The organism is Chelatococcus sp. KU-N122, assembly GCF_055391085.1.
In genome coordinates this window covers 2,744,277-2,764,776 of record NZ_AP043981.1, presented here as the reverse complement: position 1 = coordinate 2,764,776, position 20,500 = coordinate 2,744,277, and the positions used below count along the sequence as shown (strand labels likewise).

Annotated in this window: 16 protein-coding genes and 1 riboswitch; of the genes, 10 read left to right on the top strand and 6 right to left on the bottom strand. The window is 68.4% G+C overall.

Features of this window, described 5'->3' with window-relative positions; translation table 11 throughout:
* Positions 1-130: 130 nt before the first annotated feature.
* The 8 genes from ACZ5PO_RS12430 to ACZ5PO_RS12395 all read left to right on the top strand — a co-directional run bounded on the left by ACZ5PO_RS12430 (position 131) and on the right by ACZ5PO_RS12395 (position 10,146).
* Positions 131-1,417, top strand: coding sequence for an ABC transporter substrate-binding protein (locus ACZ5PO_RS12430; protein ID WP_464193795.1), 1,287 nt, complete (start codon positions 131-133; stop codon positions 1,415-1,417).
* On the top strand, positions 1,417-2,175 hold the full coding sequence (locus tag ACZ5PO_RS12425) for an ABC transporter ATP-binding protein (protein WP_464193793.1): 759 nt from the start codon (positions 1,417-1,419) through the stop codon (positions 2,173-2,175). The genes ACZ5PO_RS12430 and ACZ5PO_RS12425 overlap by 1 nt, the downstream gene beginning before the upstream one ends.
* Positions 2,176-2,178: 3 nt before the next feature.
* Positions 2,179-2,937 (top strand): ABC transporter ATP-binding protein, encoded by a 759-nt coding sequence (locus ACZ5PO_RS12420; protein ID WP_464193791.1) that lies wholly within the window; start codon positions 2,179-2,181, stop codon positions 2,935-2,937.
* A 4-nt stretch (positions 2,938-2,941) separates the two neighbouring features.
* Positions 2,942-3,823: a branched-chain amino acid ABC transporter permease gene (locus ACZ5PO_RS12415; protein WP_464193789.1), complete on the top strand. Its 882-nt coding sequence runs from the start codon at positions 2,942-2,944 to the stop codon at positions 3,821-3,823.
* Between the two features lie 3 nt (positions 3,824-3,826).
* Positions 3,827-5,524 carry a branched-chain amino acid ABC transporter permease gene (locus ACZ5PO_RS12410; RefSeq protein ID WP_464193787.1) on the top strand — a complete coding sequence of 566 codons (1,698 nt, stop codon included), beginning with the start codon at positions 3,827-3,829 and terminating at the stop codon, positions 5,522-5,524.
* A 126-nt stretch (positions 5,525-5,650) separates the two neighbouring features.
* Positions 5,651-7,972 (top strand): N,N-dimethylformamidase beta subunit family domain-containing protein, encoded by a 2,322-nt coding sequence (locus ACZ5PO_RS12405; RefSeq protein ID WP_464193785.1) that lies wholly within the window; start codon positions 5,651-5,653, stop codon positions 7,970-7,972.
* A 273-nt stretch (positions 7,973-8,245) separates the two neighbouring features.
* A complete protein-coding gene (locus tag ACZ5PO_RS12400; protein WP_464193783.1) occupies positions 8,246-8,779 on the top strand; it encodes an N-acetyltransferase family protein in 534 nt (177 codons plus the stop codon).
* 200 nt (positions 8,780-8,979) lie between these two features.
* A complete protein-coding gene (locus tag ACZ5PO_RS12395; RefSeq protein WP_464193781.1) occupies positions 8,980-10,146 on the top strand; it encodes an acetyl-CoA acetyltransferase in 1,167 nt (388 codons plus the stop codon).
* A gap of 129 nt (positions 10,147-10,275) precedes the next feature.
* Here the strand turns inward: ACZ5PO_RS12395 and ACZ5PO_RS12390 are convergent, their stop codons facing one another.
* On the bottom strand, positions 10,276-10,506 hold the full coding sequence (locus tag ACZ5PO_RS12390) for a hypothetical protein (RefSeq protein WP_464193779.1): 231 nt from the start codon (positions 10,504-10,506) through the stop codon (positions 10,276-10,278).
* A gap of 34 nt (positions 10,507-10,540) precedes the next feature.
* Positions 10,541-10,774 carry a hypothetical protein gene (locus tag ACZ5PO_RS12385; RefSeq protein ID WP_464193777.1) on the bottom strand — a complete coding sequence of 78 codons (234 nt, stop codon included), beginning with the start codon at positions 10,772-10,774 and terminating at the stop codon, positions 10,541-10,543.
* Positions 10,775-11,125: 351 nt separating this feature from the next.
* On the opposite strand from ACZ5PO_RS12385, the gene ACZ5PO_RS12380 reads away from it, so the two are divergent.
* Positions 11,126-12,793: an AMP-binding protein gene (locus ACZ5PO_RS12380; protein ID WP_464193774.1), complete on the top strand. Its 1,668-nt coding sequence runs from the start codon at positions 11,126-11,128 to the stop codon at positions 12,791-12,793.
* A 25-nt stretch (positions 12,794-12,818) separates the two neighbouring features.
* Here ACZ5PO_RS12380 and ACZ5PO_RS12375 read toward each other — a convergent pair whose 3' ends face one another.
* Genes ACZ5PO_RS12375 through ACZ5PO_RS12360 form a run of 4 tightly spaced genes read right to left on the bottom strand, consistent with a single transcriptional unit; the run spans position 12,819 to position 17,509 of the window.
* Positions 12,819-13,958, bottom strand: a complete 1,140-nt coding sequence (locus tag ACZ5PO_RS12375; RefSeq protein WP_464193772.1) for an epoxide hydrolase family protein — start codon at positions 13,956-13,958, stop codon at positions 12,819-12,821.
* A gap of 19 nt (positions 13,959-13,977) precedes the next feature.
* A complete protein-coding gene (locus tag ACZ5PO_RS12370; protein ID WP_464193770.1) occupies positions 13,978-15,447 on the bottom strand; it encodes an AMP nucleosidase in 1,470 nt (489 codons plus the stop codon).
* A 4-nt stretch (positions 15,448-15,451) separates the two neighbouring features.
* Positions 15,452-16,069 carry a hypothetical protein gene (locus ACZ5PO_RS12365; RefSeq protein ID WP_464193768.1) on the bottom strand — a complete coding sequence of 206 codons (618 nt, stop codon included), beginning with the start codon at positions 16,067-16,069 and terminating at the stop codon, positions 15,452-15,454.
* Between the two features lie 45 nt (positions 16,070-16,114).
* The gene (locus ACZ5PO_RS12360) at positions 16,115-17,509 is read right to left on the bottom strand and encodes a selenium-binding family protein (protein WP_464193766.1); all 1,395 of its coding nucleotides are present in this window, start codon (positions 17,507-17,509) and stop codon (positions 16,115-16,117) included.
* Positions 17,510-17,741: 232 nt separating this feature from the next.
* Here ACZ5PO_RS12360 and ACZ5PO_RS12355 point away from each other — a divergent pair, with 232 nt between their 5' ends.
* Positions 17,742-20,114, top strand: coding sequence for a molybdopterin-dependent oxidoreductase (locus tag ACZ5PO_RS12355; RefSeq protein WP_464193764.1), 2,373 nt, complete (start codon positions 17,742-17,744; stop codon positions 20,112-20,114).
* 124 nt (positions 20,115-20,238) lie between these two features.
* Positions 20,239-20,433: riboswitch (cobalamin riboswitch) on the top strand.
* Positions 20,434-20,500 lie beyond the last annotated feature (67 nt).

The window sequence follows — 20,500 nt, the reverse complement described above, 5'->3', positions numbered from 1 at the left end:
CGGCAGCGCCGCTTTAGCGTATCAACAATACATCTAGATAAAAACGCTAGTCAAAATGCTCAAGCGGCCACGCGAATCGCCAGCGCGGAGGGCCGCGACTCCCAGACGTCGGCTCAAGGGGATCGAGATCATGAAGATCAGTCGCCGTTCGCTCGTGAAGGCCGCTGCCGCCGGCAGCGCCGCCGCCGCCTTCCCAAGCCCGTTCCTGATGCGGTCCGCCTGGGCCGCCGACCCCATCGTGCTGGGCGTGCCGACCAGCCAGACCGCGGCCGCCGGCGTCGCCGACGACCTCGATCACCTGAACGGCACGACGCTCGCCATGGAGGAGATCAACGCCGCCGGCGGCATCAACGGCCGGCCCCTGAAGCTGTTCGTCACCGACGTCGACAAGCTCTCGCCGGAGAGCTGCCAGCAGGCCATCGCCGCCTGCGTCGACGCCAAGGTGCACGCCATCTCCAACGCCTTCCTGTTCGTGCCGATCCCGGCCATGGACGCCTCGGCCAAGTACAAGTGCCCCTACGTGCAGGGCAACACCCAGCGCGCCGCCACCGAGGCCTTCAAGAAGAACCCGGACAAGTACAGCCACGTGTTCCAGACCGATCCGTCGGAGGTGCACTACGGCTATACCTATCCGATCTGGCTCAAGGCCATGGAGGACAGCGGCAACTGGAAGCCGAAGAACCGCAAGGTCCATATCGTCCAGGAGCAGGTCGCCTACTGCCAGACGATCTCGCGCGCCGCCCAGGAGGCGCTGAAGAAGAGCAGCTTCGAGGTCGCCAAGGTGACCGACATCCAGTTCCCGGTGCAGGACTGGGCGCCGGTGATCCAGGAGCTCAAGGCGGTCGACGCCGGCGCCATCATGATCGACCACTGGGTCGCAGCCGAATACGCCGCCTTCTGCAAGCAGTTTCAGGCCGATCCGGTGCCGAACTCGCTGGTCTACCTGCAGTACGGCCCGTCGCAGCCGGAGTTCCTGACGCTCGCCGGCTCGGCCGCCAACGGCTTCTGCTGGAGCACGGTGCTCGGCGTCTACGCCGACGAGAAGGGCAACGCCTTCCGCAAGAAATACAAGGCGCGCTTCCCCGGCATCATGGGGCTCGTCTACACCGGCAACGGCTACGACATCGCCTACTACCTGAAGGCCGCCTGGGAAGCGACCGGCGACCCCGGCAACTTCAAGGCCGTATGCGACTGGATCCGCACCCATCCGTTCCGCGGCGTATGCGGCTACATGGACATGAACAACGAGTACCAGGAAGCCGCCCACTTCCCGGACAACGGCTTCGCCGTCACCGCGACCGAGCTCGAGAAGGGCATGAGCCAGCTCTACGTCCAGGTGCAGGACGCCGAGCACAAGATCATCTACCCCTACGAGATCAAGGAATCGACGCTCAAGCCGGCACCCTGGTGGAGCTGATGCTGGCCCCCTCGGCGGCGCCCGCCGTCCCCGCAGCGCCGCTGTTCGCCTGCGAGGACATCAGGCTCGACCTGGGCGGCCGCTCCATCCTGCACGGTATCGGCCTCGAGGTTCGCCGCGGCGAGGTGCTCGGCATCATCGGCCCCAACGGCGCCGGCAAGACCAGCCTGTTCGAGGTGCTCTCCGGCCGCCTGAGGCCGAAGAGCGGCCGCGTGCTGTTCGACGGCCGCGACGTCACCGCTCTGCCGCTGCACGCCCGCGCCCGGCTCGGCATCGGCCGCACCTATCAGACGCCGGTGGTGCCGGACGAGCTCACCGTGGGCGAGACCTTCAAGGCCACGCGCCAGGCCTACCGGCCCTACCTCACCCGCTTCGACGCCGAATACGGCGCCGAGCTGGTCGGCCTCCACGTGCGCGACGAGGAGCCGACGGCGCGGCTGGAAACCATGAACCGGCGCAAGCTGCTGCTCGCCTGCCTGCTCATGCGCCGGCCGCCGCTGCTGCTCATGGATGAGCCGGCAGCCGGCCTGATCAACTCGGAGGTGGACGAGATCGACCACCTGATCCGCATGCTCTCCAAGGAAATGAACGTGGCGATCATCATCGTCGAGCATCGCATCGAGCTGCTGGCGCAGATCGCCGACCGGGTCATGGTCATGGACGCGGGCGAGGTCATCGCCCAGGGCTCGCTCAAGCAGATCCTGGCCGATCCTAAGGTGCACGCCGCCTATTTCGAGATGGCGGACGAGGAGGCCTGAGCGATGCACGCTGCGGCCGCAGCCGTGCCGGCGGGCGCCCCCGCCAAGCACGAGATCCTCAACGTCAAGGGCCTCTCCGCCGGCTACGGGCCGATGCGGGTGATCCACGACCTCGATTTCATCGTCTATTCGGGCGAGCGCGTCGGGCTGGTCGGCCTCAACGGCCACGGCAAGTCGACGCTGTTCTATGCCATCGCCGGGCTCACCGGCTGGCAGCGCGGCTCGATCCGCCTCAACGGCACCGAGGTGGGCCGGACCCGCAGCCAGGGCCCCGGCCGCTTCACCCATCTGGTGGTGCGCCAAGGGCTGGCGCTGATCCCCCAGGGCGACGAGATCTTCCACGGGCTCACCGTGGAAGAGCACCTGGATTCCGGCGCCTTCACGCCGCGCGCCTGGCGCGAGCGCAAGGAGCGGAAGGAACGGGTGCTGGCGATCTTTCCGCCGCTGGTGAAGCTGCTGCGGACCCCGGTCGGCCGGCTCTCCGGCGGTGAGCGGCGCATGGTCTCCATCGGCCGCGGGCTGATGGCGGAGGCCTCCCTGTTCCTCGTCGACGAGCCGTCGCTCGGCCTGGCGCCCAAGGTCGGCAAGAGCGTCATGGCGGCGCTGATGAGCGTCGAGCTCGGTCAATCGGCCATGGTCATCGCCGAGCAGAACGTGGCCCTGCTCGAGGGCAAGGTCGACCGCATCATCGGCATGCACGTGGGCAAGCTCAAGGGCGAGGCATCGGCCGCACTCGCCTTCCAGACACGGCGGGAGCTGTAAAGCGATGGATGTGGGTTTCATCGTCACCAATGCCATCGTGCTCGCCTGCATCTACGGCACGCTGGCCATCGGGCTGTCGATCACCTGGTCGAGCGTCGGCCTGATCAACCTGGCCTACGGCTTCATCTTCGCGCTGTCCGGTTACGGCGCCTGGCTCGGCGCCCAGCACATCTCCACCAACGGCGTCGTCGTGCTCGCCTGCGGCGTGCTGACGGGCGCGCTCGGCGGCCTGCTGGTCTGTGCGCTGGCCTTCATCCCCATCCACGACAAGCCGAACTTCACCGTGCGCGGGCTGATCGCGACGCTCGCCATCAGCCTCATCGGCGGCCAGACCTTGCTCGCCATCTTCGGCCCCCGGGCCAAGAACCTTCCAGAGATCTTCGGCAGCTGGAAGATCAACCTGGCCGGGGTGGTGCTCACCGCCGACAAGGTCGGCAACGTCGTCGTCTCCATCGCCGTCGTCACCGCCGTGCTGATGTGGATGCGCTCCAGCCGCCGCGGCCTGGAGATCCGCGCCATGATGATGAACCCGCACGCCGCCTCCATCGTCGGCATCGGCGTGCGGCGCACCGGCTTCTACGTCATGGCCATCACCGGCGGGCTCGCCGGGCTCGCCGCCGTGCTGCTGTCGCAGACCTACTACATCTCGCCGTTCGGCGGCCTGGCGCCGATGATCAAGGGTGTCAGCATCGCGCTCTGCGGCGGCCTGGGCAGCGTGCGCGGCGCCGTCATCGCCGCCGTGCTGCTCGGCCTCAACGAGGCGCTCACGGCGCGGCTGATGGGCGGCCAATACGTGCTCATCACCCAGTTCGTGCTGATCATCCTGATCCTGCTGGTGCGCCCGCGCGGCATCGCCGGCATCCTCGACCGCGCCCGGGAGGCCTGAGCCATGGCCGACGTGGAGCACAGCCTGCCGCCCGACACCGCACCCACTGCTGCGCCGGACGCTCCGGCGAGCACCTGGCGCAATCCGCTCTATCCCTGGGCGGCCAAGGGCGCCGAGGAGGAGATCCCCTCCAATCCGCATCGCGATCCCCAGGAAGTCTGGGCGCGGACACGGGAGTCGAAGACGCCGCTGCTGCCGGTGGGGCGGCTGCGCTACTATTACAAATGGCCTGGCCACGGCGGCCGCCTGTGGCAGCGCCTGCGCTACTGGCCGACCCGCCGGCGTGTGCTCCACATCCGCGGCGAGTACAATCCCAAGACGCTCCGGCGCGAGAAGACCATCGTCGACAAGCGCCCGATCTGGTGGGCGCTCGGCCTGCTCGCTTTGCTGCTCGCCCCCGCCATCATGCCTGCGGATTTCCAGAACACGCTGATGACAGCGGGCGCCACCTTCGCCATCTACGCGGCGATCAACCTGTGCTGGATGCTGATCATCGGCACCGCCGGCATCTATTCGCTGGCGAGCTACGCGGTCGTCGGCGCCGCCGCCTTCGGCACCGCGTGGCTGTCGATCCACATGGGGTTGCCGTGGTGGACGCTGCCCTTGATCGGATCGGTGATCGGCCTCGTCTTCGGGCTGATCATCGCCATCCCCGCGATCCGCCTCGACGGCTTCTACTACGCCCTGCTCACCATCGGCCTCAACGAGCTCTGCCGCGTCTATACGCTGCAATCCAAGCAGTTCGGCTCCTCCACCGGCGGCCTTTACGGCGCCGACACCTACATTCCGCAGAGCTGGGGCCAGGCGAGCCAGTCGCTGCTCGCCTATTACGCCTGCTTCGCGCTGATGATCCTGGCGCTCATCCTCTACCGTCTCGTCGACGGGCGCCGGCTCGGGCGCATCCTCAAGATGGCGCCGGAGAAGCGCGAGGCCTTCGCCGAGGCGACGGGGGTCAATTTCCGCCAGGCCCGCATCTGGGTGTTCATCATCTCGTCGATCGGGCTCGGCTTCATCGGCGGCTTCTACAGCGCCCACTACCGCGGCGTATCGTTCTCCATCTTCGGCTTCGACACCGTGCTGCTGGGGCTCGCCATGCTGGTCATCGGCGGCATCGGCCGGGCCGAGGGCGCCGTGGTCGGCACGGCGATCGTCATCTTCCTCGACAAGGTGCTGATCGCCACCGGCCCGATGCGGCTGATCCTCATCGGTCTCATCATGCTCGGCGTGGTGCTGTTCCTGAAGGGCGGCCTGTTCGGCATCAAGGCCCAGTTCGGCGCCTGGCGCGACAAGAAGAAGAGCGAACGACGGTCCCGACGGGCCGAGAAAGGAGGCGAGATGCTCCCCGAAGAAGCCACCGAGACCAAGGACAAGGACATCATCTACTGGCGGCGCTACGACAAGATGCAGCGCGACTACCTCAAGACCCTGATCTCGCCCGAGATCATCGAGGAGCACCGCAAGAACCCGCTGGGGCAGCACAGCGAGGCGCTGGAGCGGCTGCTGCTCTACTTCCGCCGCGCGCCGCTCGCCGACAAGTACGCGATCACCGTGGTGAAGCCGTTCCAGGCCTACCGCATCGTCGCCTTGTCCGGCCACCGCGGCGTCGCGCCCCGTATCGTCGAAGACAAGATCTATCCGTCCCAGGACGAGGCTTATCACGGCGTGTTCCTGCGCCGCGTCCAGGATCTCCTGGAGACCTGATCACTCAAAGCGTTCTCGAGCGAAACGGATACCGGTTCGCATAAAGACAACGCGTCAACACAAGAACCTGGAGCATCTTGCCGATTCCGGGAACGGTGAGATGCGCCAGGGCCGCCGGAGTACGCAATGGCAGAGGTTAAGATCTTCGGCTACACCGACAAGATCTCGGTGAAGCCGGGCCAGTCGATCGACGTCTTCGTCTCGGCCGACGGGGTCAGCGAAGCTGAGGCCAAGCTCGTCCGCCTGATCCACGGCGACGAGCATCCGGACGGGCCGGGCTTCGTCGAGGAGGAGGTGGCCTGCGAGGCCGACGGCACCTGGGCGGTGCGCAAGCAATACACCCAGGTGGGCTCGTTCCTGGAGGTCGCGGACGCCCAGGCCGTGCTGGCGCTGGAGGGCGCGCTCACGCTCTACGCCTTCATCTACCCCGGCCTGCCCGACGTCGGCCTGCGCCAGGGCCTGCTCGGCCGCTGGGACAACGACAAGAACATGGGCTACGCCCTCGGCATCAACCAGAAGGGCCACCTGGAGTTCTGGGTCGGCCGCGGCGACGAGGTCGACTACGTCCAGGCCGAGGTGCCGCTGATCGCCAAGACCTGGTACTTCGTGGCCGCCACCTTCGACCCGGCGACCGGCCATGCCGCCGTGCACCAGGAGAGCGTGGCCAACCGCTACAACAGCCTGCTCGGCCGCGTCGCACCGATCGACTTCCGCTCCCACGTCGCCGAGACCTTCCGCTTCCGGCCCAAGCACCTGGCGGACACGCCCTTCCTGATCGCCGGCACCCGGGATTTCCACGAGACGCGCGGCCACTTCGTCTCGCAGACCTATTGCGGCAAGATCGACCGGCCGGGCGTGCACGGCCGCGTGCTCAGCGAGGCCGAGCTCGGCGCCATCAAGGGCGGTGCGCCACCCCCGCCCGACGGCATGGTGGCCTACTGGGACACCACCGCCGGCTATACTGACCGCGGCATCGGCGACGTGGTGGTCGACACCGGCCCCCACAGGCTCGACGCCAAAGGCTACAACCGCCCGGTGCGGGCCCAGACCGGTTGGAACTGGGGCGGCCACAACGACTGCTTCCGACTGGCCCCCGAGGAATACGGCGGCGTCGAGTTCCACTACGACGCGATGATCGATTCCAACTGGGCGCTGACGCGCACGGTGCGCCTGCCGGACGACCTGAAGAGCGGCGTCTACGCGGTCCGCCTGCGCGCCGGCGACGGCGTCGGACTGGGCGAGGAATACGTCGTCTTCTTCGTCCGCCCCAAGGCGCCGACGGGCAAGGTGGCGCTGCTGTTCCCGACGGCGAGCTACCTCGCCTACGCCAACGAGCACCTGAGCTTCGATGCCCAGATCATCCAGCCGATGACCGGCCAGCCGCCGATCGTCTCGGAGATCGACATCGAAATGTACAAGAACTGGGAGTTCGGCCTCTCCACCTACGACGCCTGGGCCGACGGCAACGGCGTCTGCTATTCGTCCTATCGCCGGCCGATCCTCAACATGCGGCCCAAGTACCGCATCTCCAGCATGGGCGTGACCTGGGGCTTCGCCGCCGACCTCTCCATCCTCGCCTGGCTGGAGCACAAGGGCTACGCCTACGACGTGCTCACCGACGAAGACTTGCACGTCGAAGGGCTCGACGCGGTCAAGAGCTACGCCTGCGTGCTGTCGGGCACGCACCCGGAATATTACTCGGAGCGGATGCTGGACGCCACGGAAGACTACATCGCCGGCGGCGGGCGCTACATCTACATGGGCGGCAACGGCTATTACTGGAACGTCGCGTTTCGCGACGACGAGCCGTGGATCATGGAGGTGCGCAAGCTCGATTCCGGCATGCGCGCCTGGGCGGCGCGGCCGGGCGAGCACTACCTCGCCACGACGGGGCAGAAGAGCGGCCTGTGGAAGAACCTGGGACGGCCGCCGCAGAAGGTCGTCGGCGTCGGCTTCATCGCCGAGGGCTTCGAGACCAGCCGGCCCTACCGGCGCATGCCCGACAGTTACCACCGCACGGTATCGTGGATGATGAAGGGGATCGAAGGCGAGATGCTGGGGGAAGCGGGCCTCGCCTACGGGGGCGCCGCCGGCCTGGAGCTCGACCGCTACGACCTGAACTACGGCACGCCGCCGCACGCCCGCATCGTCGCCTCCTCCGGCGGCCACAGCGACAACTACATGCTGTCGATCGAGGAGATCCTCTACCCCTACCCCGGGCTCGCCGGCTCGCAGGACTACCGCATCCGCTCCGACATGGTCTACTTCACCGCGCCCAACGACGGCGCGGTGTTCAGCACGGGCTCGATCGCCTTCGGCCAGGCGCTGCCTGCGAACGGCTTCGCCAACAACATCTCGACCCTGCTCGGCAACCTCGTCGACGCCTTCATCACCCCCGGACGGCTGCCCGGCTCGCTGTGGGTGAACGACGAGAAGCAGTGGAAGTAAAGGCTCCGCGCGGCGCCCCTGCCTCCCGCGGGGCCCGCGGGCCTCAGCCGCGGCGCATCTTAAGAGGGATGGCCGCCTGCCCCGGCCATCACCATCTACAGCCGTTGTGTGGGCTTGACCCGATCGGCCATCGCGGCAATCAACGTCACATCAACTGGGCTGGCCGAGAGGCGCATTTCTCAGCAGATGGATGACCGGGTGGACCCGGCCCACGACGCGGAGGGAGGCGGAGAGGATTTGACCAGCCTCCCGCACGGCGCCGGAGCTTTCGCCATGTCGTCCCTGCTGATTCGCGACGCGCTCCTCACCGACGCGCGCGCCATCCTGCTGATCTACAATCATAGCGTCCTGGAGACGACTGCCGTGTGGACCGAGGAGCCGTCCACGCTCGCCGGTCGGGAGGCCTGGCTCAGGGAGCGGCAGGGACGCGGCTATCCAGTGCTCGTGGCCGAGATCGACGGCGCGGTGGTGGGCTTTGCCACGTTCGGCGACTTCCGCGTCTGGCCCGGCTACCGCCACACGGTCGAGAATTCCATCTATGTGGCGGCTGGCCAGCACCGGCGCGGCATCGGCCGCGGCCTGATGGCGGCGCTGATCGCCCGCGCGCGGCAGGCGCGCAAGCACGTGATGGTCGCCGGCATCGAGGCCGGCAACGCGGCTTCCATCGCGCTCCACACCGACGTGGGCTTTCGCGAGGTCGCCTACATGCCCGAGGTGGGCACCAAGTTCGGCCGCTGGCTCGACCTCGTGCTGATGCAGATCGTCTTGAACCGGGATCCGCCGGGATCCTTGCCCGATCGGACGTGATCAGCCGATCGGGACATGCGCCGGCTCGCTCGGGCAGCGTCCAGCCGGTCGATGCGCTCTCCAGGGGTTTGACCCGGCCATGGCGAAACCGGTAGCCAGCCTTGCCGCGCATGCATTAACGTGCGCTTGAACTCTCGACCGTGTATCCACACAAAGAGTCCAGGGCCGTCGTCCGGGCGGCAGCTAGCGAGGAGCAGACGATGACCGCAGCGATCGTAGGATGGGCGCATACGCCCTTCGGCAAGTTCGACACCGAGACCGTCGAGAGCCTGGTCGTGCGGGTGGCGAACGAGGCCATGGAGCACGCCGGCATCGGCCCCAAGGAGGTCGACGAGATCGTGCTCGGCCACTTCAACGCCGGCTTCTCGGCCCAGGATTTCACCGCCTCGCTGGTGCTGCAGGCCGATGACCGGCTGCGCTTCAAGCCGGCGCTGCGGGTGGAGAACGCCTGCGCCACCGGCTCCGCCGCCGTGCACCAGGCGATCAAGACCATCGAGGCCAAGGCCGGCCGCATCGTCCTGGTCGTCGGCGTCGAGCAGATGACCACCACCCCGGGCCCGCAGATCGGCCAGAACCTGCTGCGCGCCTCCTACCTGAAGGAGGACAGCGAGATCCAGGGCGGCTTCGCCGGGGTGTTCGGCAAGATCGCCGACGCCTACTTCCAGCGCCACGGCGACCAGTCCGACGCGCTCGCCATGATCGCCGCCAAGAACCACAAGAACGGCGTCGACAACCCCTACGCCCAGATGCGCAAGGATTTCGGCTACGAGTTCTGCCGCCAGGAGAGCGACAAGAACCCCTTCGTCGCCGGCCCGCTGAAGCGCACCGACTGCTCGCTGGTGTCGGACGGCGCCGCCGCGGTCGTGCTCGCCGACGTGGACACGGCGCTCAAGATGCCCCGCGCCGTGGTCTTCCGCGGCACCGGCCACGCCCAGGATTTCCTGCCGATGTCGAAGCGCGACATCCTGAAGTTCGAAGGCTGCACCGAGGCCTGGCAGCAGGCGCTGGCCAAGGCGGGCATCAGCCTCAGCGACCTGTCGTTCGTCGAGACCCACGACTGCTTCACCATCGCCGAGCTGATCGAGTACGAGGCCATGGGCCTGACGCCGGAAGGCCAGGGCGCCCGCGCCATCGCCGAGGGCTGGACGCAGAAGGACGGCAAGCTGCCGGTGAACCCCTCCGGCGGCCTCAAGGCCAAGGGCCATCCCATCGGCGCCACCGGCGTCTCCATGCACGCGCTCTGCGCCATGCAGCTGATGGGCGAAGCCGGCGGCATCCAGATCCCCAACGCCAAGCTCGCCGGCATCTTCAACATGGGCGGCGCGGCCGTCGCCAACTACGTGAGCGTGCTCGAGCGCCTGCGCTGAGCATCTCGCGCTCCAGAATCAAAGAGCTGGAGCATCTCTGACGGGCGAACAAGATTGCAGTCGGCGGGGCCGCTCGCGGCCCCGTTTTTTTTCGATCGACACGCGCGTTGCCTCCGCGCCCGGCAGCACCTACGGCCCGGTGTAGGCCATGGGGTTGCAGCGGCCGTCAGCAATCTTGAAGCTGATCGGATCGCACGGGGTGGTGTCGTGGGGGCAGATGCGCGCACAGATCTCGCCGTTACCCCGTGCCTGCCGGTAGCTGTCGGGCTGGCGCTGGCGCGAGGAGGCCGGCTGGGCGGTGGCCGCTTGCGCGGTGAGGGCGAGCGCCACGGCGGCGATCGAGAGGACTTTGATGGTCATGACGGGGCTCCCTGCCGCTCAGATATAGGAGCCGTCAGTCCGCTTGCCATGCGGTCGTCGCGGTGGTCCCGGTGATCAGGCGGGCGAGGAGCGACGGCCGCCCGCGGCTGCGGGCGATGCTGTCGGCGAGGGAGCTGTCCGCCAGCGGCCGCCCCAGACCATTGCCAGCCGGCGGCTGGCCGGCCGAGCGGGAGCCCAGCGCCATCAGGAAGGGCACGACCAGGAGCGCGAGTGCGGCCGCGACGACGATCGCACGCCGGTTCGACAAGACGGATCTCTTCGAGAAGACGGATCTCTTGGCAAGCACGGGCACGCGCGGCGGGCTCCATCAGTCAGCCCGCGCTCATTCGGCACCAAGGCGGGCCTGCGCATGGCGCTTGTGTTCCACTGCATGACGATTTGTGTCTGAACATGAACGGCATCGTCGTCCGAGGCGCTGCCGGCCACATCTCCGCCGTGCGAGCCCTCGCGGCCCGGCCGCTCGTGCATGCGCCGACGAACGCTTTCCTGTATCCTGTGGCTCAAGCCGCAGGAACGCCGTCGGGCTTCCGGTCCATGGGCAGCCCCGTCAACGTGGGTTGCCGAATCCAGAGCATGTCGCGGCCACGGGGAGGTAAGCGTGTCGGATCAGCCGTCCAGCGCCCAGGGCGCCACAACCCCGCCGCTGATCGAACAGACCATCGGCGACTTCTTCGACAGCATGGTGACGCGGCAGCCGGACCAAGCGGCGCTGGTGAGCCGGCATGAAGGCCGGCGGCTCACCTACCGCCAATTGCAGGCGGCATCGAACCAGCTGGCCAGCGCCCTGTTGCGAACGGGGCTGGAGCCGGGCGACCGGATCGGCATCTGGTCGCACAACAACGTCGCCTGGGTGCTGATGCAGATCGCCACCGCCAAGACGGGACTGATCCTGGTGAACATCAACCCGGCCTACCGCACGGCCGAGGTGGAGTACGCGCTCAACAAGGCCGGCTGCAAAGCCCTGGTGACCATGCCGCGCTTCAAGACCAGCGAGTATCTGGCGATGCTGCGCGAGCTCGGGGCGGAGCGGCTGCCGGGGCTGCGCCGCATCTGGTGGCTCGACGACGCCGGCGAGGGCCCCGAGGAAGCAGGCGCGCACCGCTTCTCGCAGCTGCTCGCCAGCGGCGATGCCGCGGATGCCCGCGTGGCGGAGGTTCAGCGCTCGCTCTCCGCCACCGATCCCATCAACATCCAGTTCACCAGCGGCACCACGGGCTTTCCCAAGGGAGCGACGCTCACCCACCGCAACATCCTGAACAACGGCTTCTTCATCGGCGAGTGCATGAAGCTCACGCCCGACGACAGGCTCTGCATCCCCGTGCCGATGTACCACTGCTTCGGCATGGTGCTGGGCAGCCTGGCGTGCCTGACCCATGGCAGCACCATCGTCTATCCCAACGACGGGTTTGAGCCGCTGACGGTGCTCGAGGCCGTGCAGGCCGAGCGCTGCACCGCGCTGCACGGCGTGCCGACCATGTTCATCGCGGAGCTCAATCACCCGCGCTTCGCCGAATTCGATCTCAGCAGCCTGCGCACCGGCATCATGGCCGGCGCCTCGTGTCCGATCGAGGTGATGCGGCGCGTCGTCGACCAGATGCACCTCTCCGAGATCACCATCGCCTACGGGATGACGGAGACCAGCCCGGTGAGCTGCCAGAGCACGACCGAAACGCCGCTGGCCCGGCGCGTCACCACGGTCGGCCAGGTGCAGCCGCACCTCGAGATCAAGGTCATCGACCCGGAAACCGGCGCCACCGTGCCGCGGGGAGCGCCGGGCGAGTTCTGCACCCGGGGCTACTCGGTGATGCAGGGCTACTGGGGCGACGAGGAGAAAACCCGGGAGGCGATCGATGCGGAAGGCTGGATGCACACCGGCGACCTCGCCACGATGGACGCCGAAGGCTACGTCAACATCGTCGGCCGCATCAAGGACATGGTGATCCGCGGCGGCGAGAACATCTATCCGCGCGAGATCGAGGAATTCCTCTACCGCCACCCCAAGGTCCAGGATGTGCAGGTCGTCGGGCTGCCCGACACGCGCTACGGCGAAGAGCTTTGCGCCTGGATCATCGCCAAGCCCGGCACGAGCCTCGTGGATGAGGAGATCCGCAGCTTTTGCAAGGATCAGATCGCGCACTACAAGGTGCCGAAGTACATCCGAGTCGTCGATGGCTTTCCGACGACCGTCACCGGCAAGATCCAGAAGTTCAAGATCCGCGAAACGATGATCGCGGATCTTGGCTTGATCGAGGAGAAGACCGCGTGACGGATCGCTCCGCTCTTGGCGTCGGTCAGCCGATGTCGCGGGCCCAGGCGCGCAGGTCGTCGACGAAGAAGGCCGGCGCCTCCATGGCGGCGAAATGGCCGCCACGGACGGGCTCGGTCCAGCGCGTCAGCGCGTAGCCGCGCTCGACCCAACTGCGCGGCGGGCTCGGCGAACGCGGGTCGGGATAGGCGGCGAACGCCGTTGGCACCTCCACGCGCCGGCCTTCCGGGATCTGGCGTACGCCCTCCGTGAGTGCGGCGGCATAGTAGTAGGAGGCGCTCGTGAAGGCGTCGTTCATGACGTAGATCATCACGTTGGTGAGCAGTTGGTCCTTCGAGAAGATCGCCTCGAAGGGCCGCTCGCGCCGGTCGCTCCAGTCGTAGAATCGCTCGACGATCCAGGCCGCCTGCGCCACCGGATTGTCCGCCATGGCGTAGGCCAGCGACCGCGGCCTGGTGGCCTGCAGCGCCGAATAGGCGCCGAGCTGCTGTTGCACCGCGTCGCGGGATCGCTGCCAGGCCTTTTCCTCGTCCGTCACCGGGCCGCCGGGCGGCTGGACGAGCAGGAAGTTGAGGTGGATCGCGCGGATCGATGGCGCATGCTCGAGCGCCAGCCAGGCGCTGACGGCCGATCCCCAGTCGCCGCCCTGGGCGAAGTAACGCGCATAGCCGAGCTGCTCGCGCATCAGCGCGTCGAACAGCCTGGCCGTCGTGCGCGCGCCGACCGGTGCCGCAGGCTTGCCCGAGAAGCCGAAGCCCGGCAGCGACGGGATCACCAGGTCGAACGCGTCCTCGGCCCGGCCGCCGTGGCGCGTGGGAAAGGCGAGCGGCTCGATCACCTGCCAGAACTCGTAGATCGAGCCGGGCCAGCCATGGGACAGGAGGAGCGGCCGCCGCCCCCCGGCTTCGCCGACGACGTGCACGGCGTGGATGTCGATATCCTCGACGCGCGCCAGAACCTGCGGATAGCGGTTGAGCTCCGCCGCTGCCGCGTCGGCGTCGAAGCCGTCGGCCCAGTACTCGCAAAGACGCTTCAGGAATCCGGGATCGCAGCCGTAGGTCCAATCGGCTCCGTCCGGCATGGCGGGGATGCGAAAGCCACGCACCCGAGCGCGCAACTCCTCCACCCTGGCCTTGTCCCATGCGACCGTGAACGATCTCGGCATCTGCGCCTCCACGGTGGTCCTACCTGAACGGCGGTTCGTCGAAGCTCCTGAGCTTGCGCGAGTGCATCTGGTCGAGGCGGCTGCGCAGCAGGTTGAGCGCCGCAAGCCCGATCGTCATGTGCTCCTCCACCGCCCGCTCGTAGAAGGCGCTGGCGGAGCCCGGGAGCTTGATCTCGCCGTGCAGGGGCTTGTCGGAGACGCAGAGCAGCGTGCCGTAGGGCACCCTGAGCCGGTAGCCCTGGGCGGCGATGGTGCCGCTCTCCATGTCGACGGCGATGGCGCGCGACAGGTTGATGCGCCGCCGCTCCTGGCTCCAGCGCAGCTCCCAGTTGCGGTCGTCATAGGTGAGCACCGTGCCGGTCCGCAGCCGGCGCTTCAGCGACACGCCCTGCTCGCCGGTGACCTCGGCCGCCGCCTCCTGCAAGGCCACCTGCACCTCGGCCAGCGCAGGGATGGGAATGTCGGTCGGCACCGCGCTGTCGAGCACGCCGTCGCGCCTGAGATAGGCGTGGGCGAGCACGTAGTCGCCGATGGTCTGCGACTGCCGCAGGCCGCCGCAATGGCCGATCATCAGCCAGCAGTGCGGCCTGAGCACCGCCAGGTGGTCGGTGATGTTCTTGGCGTTGGCCGGACCGACGCCGATGTTGACTAGCGTGACGCCGTGCCCGTCCTCCGCGGTCAGGTGGTAGGCTGGCATCTGGAAGCGGTGCCAGGCGACGCCGGCGATGCGCTGCATGCCCTCCGCTTCCGACATGGAGCGGTCGATCACCGTGTTGCCGGGCAGCACGAGGCTGGTGAACCGCCCGCCCCTTTGCAACTCGTCCAGCCCATGGCGCACGAACTGGTCGACGTAGCGGTGATAGTTGGTGAGCATGATCCAGGGCTGCACGAAGCGCCAGTCGCTGCCGGTGTAGTGGAGCAGGCGCTTGAGCGAGAAATCGACGCGTACGGCATCGAACAGGGCCAGCGGCAAGGGCCGGCCGGGGATGATGTCCCAATAGCCGTCGGCGATCTCGTCGCCCACCTCCGCCAGCAACGGGGTCGGGAAATAGCGGGCGAGCTCGGCCGCCGTGACGCCTGTGCCGCCGAGCTCGTCGCCGCGCTCGACCACGTAGGGGTAGGGAATATCCTGCTGCGACAGCCCGACCTCGACGGTGGCGCCGTAGTCGCCCATGAGCAGGCCCAGCTGCTCCTCCAGGTAGGGCCGGAAGGTCCGCGGGTGCGTGACGGTCGTCACGTAGACGCCCGGCCCCTGGAACTTGGCGTAGGAGCGCGGCGACGACGGCATCAGCCCCTGGGGATGATAGGTGACGCGCAGCGCGGGATAGCGGAACAGGGCCTGCTCTTGCGGGCTCGGCAGGCGGCGCGTCGCCAAATAGCCGTCGAGGGCCTGGCGCAGCGTGCCGGTCGCCTGCGCATAGAGCGCCGCCAGCCGGTCGACCGCCTCTCGCGCCGTGGCGGTGGGGACGAAGTCCGTGTCGTGTGTCATGCCTTCATACAATGAGGATCAGGCCGCTCGCCGCCAAGGCGGCGATCCAGAGATAGTCGAGGTTGATCCAGCCGCGCCGCAGGAAGGCGAGCCCCAGCCATTCGTAGACGACCGTCGACACCGCCGCGATGGTCACCAGCATCGCCGCCGTATGCACGCCGACGGCGGCCAGCGCCACCGGCAGCGAGCCCTGCGCGGTCAGCTCCGCCGCCGGCGCGGCCGCCAGGCACAGGGGGATGACCACCGGGATCAGCATCAGCCCGGCGCCGTGTCCGGTCGCCATCAGGAAGGACCAGAGGCCGAGCCCGGCCAGCCCCGTCTGCATGCCGACGCGCACGCGATGCCGATGCCCGCGCACCGCCTGGTAGACGGCCCAGGCGATGAGCAGCATGCCCGCCGCCACGTTCAGCCAGCGCAGCTCGACGACGAAGCCGAGGGCCACGACGGCGACCACCACGGCCGCCACCGACGCCGCGTGGCCCAGCGCGATCGGCATCAGCGACAGCCACAGGGCACGCCGGCTATGGCGGTGCAGGCCGAGCGCCACCGCGAACAGCCAGCCCATGGCGGGGTTGAGCCCGTGAAAGGCGCCGAGGCCGGCCAGCACCAGCCAGGGCGACATCTCAGGCCGCCATCGGGCGCGAACGTTCGGCCGGCGGCGCGCGCATCACGGGTAGCAGTAGGAATCGGACGAGCAGTCGCCCCCTTCCAGCCGCACCTGGTGCGGGCGATGGCCCTTGGGCCAGTCGACGAAGAACTTGTCGTCGAAGCTGATGCCGCCGTTGTCGCCCACGTCGAGCTTCACCATCCAGCCGTCGATGCCCTCGGGATAGAACTGCGGGTCGATGGCCCCGTAGAGCGAGTTGGTGAAGTAGACCCGCTTACCGTCGCGGCTGATCTCGACCATCTGCGGCCCGCCGTTGAGCGCCGCCGCCTTGGCGCCGGGATGGCCGGCGCGCGAGACGATGCCGCCGATGCGCACGCGCCCTGTCTCCTTCGGCGCGAACGGGTCGGACACGTCGTACTGGATCATGTCGCCGGTGCCCCAGCAGGAGACGTAGAGGAAGCGATCGTCCATCGACAGGTCGATGTCGGTGACCAGCGGCGCGACCGCCTTGAAGCCCTGCAGCACCGGCGGCAGCAGGCTCGGGTCGGCGGGCTCGGCCGGGATCTCGATGACCTTCTTGACGGCCCATTTGTCGCCGTCCCGGTACCAGGTCCAGATCGAGGCCGACAGGTCCTTCAGGCTGATGACGCAGCCGACGAAGCCGTAGGCCTTGGTCGGGTCGTGCGCCGGCCTGAGCTCGAAGACGAGCTGGTGCTCCTCGCCGAAGTCGATCTCCTGGAGATGCTTTCGCTTGTGCAGGTCCCAGAAGTGCAGGCGGCGGCCATACTTGCTGCCGAGCAGCACCTCCGGCACCAGCCCGTTCTCGAAGGTATCGGGCGTCCCCCACTCGCTGGTGATCATGGTGTCGTGGCCGAGATGCCACCAGAAGTCGTAGGCGAGCTGCTGCGGGCCGCGGTCCATCTCCCATTGGCCGAGCACGTCGAAGCTCTCGGGATCGAGCAGGAAGATGCCGCCGGGCGCCTTGCCCTCGGCGTTGCCGAGCGCGTTGACGTAGATGCCCTCGGGGCCGCAGTGGGTGGTGTGCAGCCGCGTGTAGCCGGCCTTCTCGGCGATCTCCTCCGGCTCGATGACCTTCGCGATCGTGGGTTTGCGCGGATCGGGCTTGGTGTCGACGATGTGCAGGCGCGACGAGCGCAGGCCCGGCACGACGAGATAGCGGCGCTCCATGTGCGGATGCGGTGCGTTCGGGCAGAGACACGACGAGCACGCGTTCCAGCCGAAGTGATGCAGCTCGTCGCCGGCGTGGGGCATGTCGACCTGGCCGACGATCTGCGCATAGGTGGACGAGGCCGGATCGACGTCGACGACGGCGATCGCATCGGGCTTGGCACGCTCGGGGTCGAAGGAGGCCACGTAGGCCAGGCTCTCACGCGGTGCCTTGGCCGCCATCCGCGGCGAAGGATAGAACGAGGGGTCGGGTCGCCAGCTTGCCATGATGATCCTCCCGAAGACGCCGGCGTTTTCGCCAGCGATTAAATGTACGCGCTGAGGCGTGACATGTCGTCCGCATTCGGATTCGACGCCACGCAGGCGATCGGCGCTGCATGGGAGCGCATCCGCCGATTCCCGCGTATGCTGAAGCGATCGGTGCCGGCGGCCGATGAGCTTGCCGGCGCTCCGCCGCACGAAGGCCCTGCGTTGCGCCATGACGAACGTCGATACGAGCATGACCGAAACACGCACGCCCGGGTTCTGCGCGCTGTGCAAGTCGCGCTGCGGCGCGATCTTCGTCACGCGGGACGGCCGCTTCATCGCGCAGGAGCCGAACCCCGAGCATCCGACCGGCCAGTCGCTCTGCATCAAGGGGCGGGCGGCGCCGGAAATCATCTACAATCCGCAGCGCCAGCTGTACCCGTTGAAGCGGACCCGGCCGAAGGGCGATCCGGATCCCGGCTGGCAGCGCATATCCTGGGACGAGGCCCTGGCGCGCGTCGCGACCGAGCTCGGCCGCATCCGCGACGAGTCCGGCGCCGAGGCCGTGGCGTTCGGGCTCACCACGCCCAGCGCCACGCCGATCTCCGACGACCTGCGCTGGATCGAGCGCTTCATCAATGCCTTCGGCAGCCCGAACACGGCCTACGGCACGGAGATCTGCAACTGGCACAAGGACTATGCCCACGCCTACACGTTCGGCCGGTCGATCGCCTCGCCCGACTTCGAACAGTCGGGCTGCGTCGTGCTGTGGGGCCATAATCCGAGCGCCACCTGGCTCGACCATGCCAAGGCGACGGGCGCGGCCCGCACGCGCGGCGCCCGTCTCGTCGTCGTCGATCCCCGGCGCGCCGGCTTTGCTGCCCGCGCCGACCAATGGCTGCGTGTGCGTCCCGGGGCCGACGGTGCGCTGGCGCTCGGCATCGCCCGGGAGATGATCCGCCACGGCTGGTACGACGTCGGCTTCATGCGGGACTGGACGAACGGCCCGCTGCTGGTGCGGGCCGATACCAAGCGCTTCCTGCGCGCCGGCGATCTGGCGGTCCGGCCCGCGGGTGCGGAAGCCGACGATCTGATGGCGTGGGACGGCGCCAGGGGCGAGCCCGTCGCCTATTCGCCGTCGCAGCGCGCCTACGCGGACGGCCGCGCGCCGGCCCTCGACGCCACTGTCACGCTTGCCGCCGTTGGCGGCGCGCCCCTGACCTGCCGGTCCGCCTTCAGCCTCTATCGGGAGCTCTGCGAGCCCTATTCGCCCGAGCGCGTCGAGGAGCTGACCTGGGTCCGCAAGGAGCAGGTGACGGAAACGGCCCAGTTGCTCTTCGCCGCCCGTCCCGTCAGCTACTACGCGTGGTCCGGCGTCGGCCAGCACACCAACGCCACGCAGATGGACCGGGCCATCGCCTTGCTGATGGCCCTGACCGGCAGCTTCGATGCGCCGGGCGGCAACGTTGAGTTCTCCCGGCCGCCCGCTCGCGACGTCAGCGGCCATGAGCTCATGCCGGCCGAGCAGCGGGCCAAATGCATCGAGCTGGCGCGTTCGCCCCTCGGGCCGGGCCGCAACAATTGGGTGGGAGCGGACGCCCTCTACGACGCCATCCTCGACGGTAAGCCCTACCCGATCAGGGCCGTGGTCGGCTTCGGGCGCAATTTCATCGTCAACCACGCGGACGGCGCCCGCGCCGCACAAGCCCTCGCGAAGCTCGAGTTCCACGTTCACGCCGACGTCGTCATGTCGCCGACGGCGGCGTTCGCCGATATCTTCCTGCCCATCAATACGGCGTGGGAGCGCGAGACGCTCCGCGTCGGCTTCGAGGGAAGCCAGCGGGCGGAGAACCTCGTCCAGTTCCGGCAGGCTGCGGTGGCGAGCGCGGGGGAATCGCGGTCCGATGGACAAGTCGTCTTCGAGCTCGCAAAGCGGCTCGGCCTTGGCCATCTGTTCTGGGAGGGGGACATGCGGGCGGGCTTCGCCGCGATCCTGGAACCGCTGGGCCTCGCGCTCGATGACCTGCTCGCCCGGCCCGGCGGCATCAGCGTGGCCGGCGAGCCGCACTATTTTCGCTACAAGACCGGCGGCTTCAACACGCCGACCGGCAAGATCGAGGTCTTTTCCGAGCGGTTCCGCGATGCCGGACAGGACCCATTGCCCCATTTCGTCGAGCCGGCACGCTCGCCTTATGCCGCGCCCGGCAGCCCCTATCCGCTGGTGCTCACCTCGGCCAAGGTCGTCCACTACTGCCACGGCCAGCACCGCCACATCCCGTCCCTGCGCCGCCGCGCGCCCGATCCCGAGATCAGCCTGCACCCGGACACCGCCGGCGCGCGCGGCATCGGCGACGGCGATTGGGTGGAGATCCGCACCGGCACGGCGCGGGCGCGCATGCGCGCCAGGTTCGACGCCAGCCTGGACGCGCGCGTCGTCAGCGCGCAGTACGGCTGGTGGCAAGGCAACGACGAGCTGGGACGGCCCGGCTACGATGCGCTCTCCGACGGCGGCGCCAACTACAACCGGCTCATTGCCGGCGACCAGACGGATCCGATCAGCGGCTCGATGGGTCTGCGCTCGTCGCTCTGCGAGGTGGTGCCGGTCGACGATATCAGCCGGCCGTAATCGACGGCCCGGCGCGCACCGGCCGCCGCGGCCGCCGTCCGTGACGCAAGTGTCACACCTTCGCCGTGCTGCCGCCGATCCGGCGGATCTCTCGCCGCCGGCCGTTTGACCTCGGACGCTTCCCCTTTATGGTGACGGTGACGGTTCCCCTCGGGGATTGAAAGGGAACGCGGTGAGGGCTTGGGCCCGATGCCGCGGCTGCCCCCGCAACTGTAAGCGGTGATTCGTCCGCATCGTGCCACTGGTCCCCTGGGGCCGGGAAGGCAGCGGAGGAGCGAGACCCGCGAGCCAGGAGACCTGCCGTCAGTCGTGGTCACACGCGAGCACGCGTCGGGCGGGGTGCACCGATCCGTTGCCGAACCGAGCGCAGCCAGGCGCCCGGGGAG

Coding starts and splice junctions, on each gene's coding strand:
- ACZ5PO_RS12405 (WP_464193785.1), top strand. CDS start 5,651: ATGGCAGAGGTTAAGATCTTCGGCTACACCGACAAGATCTCGGTGAAG.
- ACZ5PO_RS12400 (WP_464193783.1), top strand. CDS start 8,246: ATGTCGTCCCTGCTGATTCGCGACGCGCTCCTCACCGACGCGCGCGCC.
- ACZ5PO_RS12425 (WP_464193793.1), top strand. CDS start 1,417: ATGCTGGCCCCCTCGGCGGCGCCCGCCGTCCCCGCAGCGCCGCTGTTC.
- ACZ5PO_RS12420 (WP_464193791.1), top strand. CDS start 2,179: ATGCACGCTGCGGCCGCAGCCGTGCCGGCGGGCGCCCCCGCCAAGCAC.
- ACZ5PO_RS12370 (WP_464193770.1), bottom strand. CDS start 15,447: ATGACACACGACACGGACTTCGTCCCCACCGCCACGGCGCGAGAGGCG.
- ACZ5PO_RS12355 (WP_464193764.1), top strand. CDS start 17,742: ATGACCGAAACACGCACGCCCGGGTTCTGCGCGCTGTGCAAGTCGCGC.
- ACZ5PO_RS12395 (WP_464193781.1), top strand. CDS start 8,980: ATGACCGCAGCGATCGTAGGATGGGCGCATACGCCCTTCGGCAAGTTC.
- ACZ5PO_RS12365 (WP_464193768.1), bottom strand. CDS start 16,069: ATGTCGCCCTGGCTGGTGCTGGCCGGCCTCGGCGCCTTTCACGGGCTC.
- ACZ5PO_RS12375 (WP_464193772.1), bottom strand. CDS start 13,958: ATGCCGAGATCGTTCACGGTCGCATGGGACAAGGCCAGGGTGGAGGAG.
- ACZ5PO_RS12360 (WP_464193766.1), bottom strand. CDS start 17,509: ATGGCAAGCTGGCGACCCGACCCCTCGTTCTATCCTTCGCCGCGGATG.
- ACZ5PO_RS12415 (WP_464193789.1), top strand. CDS start 2,942: ATGGATGTGGGTTTCATCGTCACCAATGCCATCGTGCTCGCCTGCATC.
- ACZ5PO_RS12410 (WP_464193787.1), top strand. CDS start 3,827: ATGGCCGACGTGGAGCACAGCCTGCCGCCCGACACCGCACCCACTGCT.
- ACZ5PO_RS12430 (WP_464193795.1), top strand. CDS start 131: ATGAAGATCAGTCGCCGTTCGCTCGTGAAGGCCGCTGCCGCCGGCAGC.
- ACZ5PO_RS12390 (WP_464193779.1), bottom strand. CDS start 10,506: ATGACCATCAAAGTCCTCTCGATCGCCGCCGTGGCGCTCGCCCTCACC.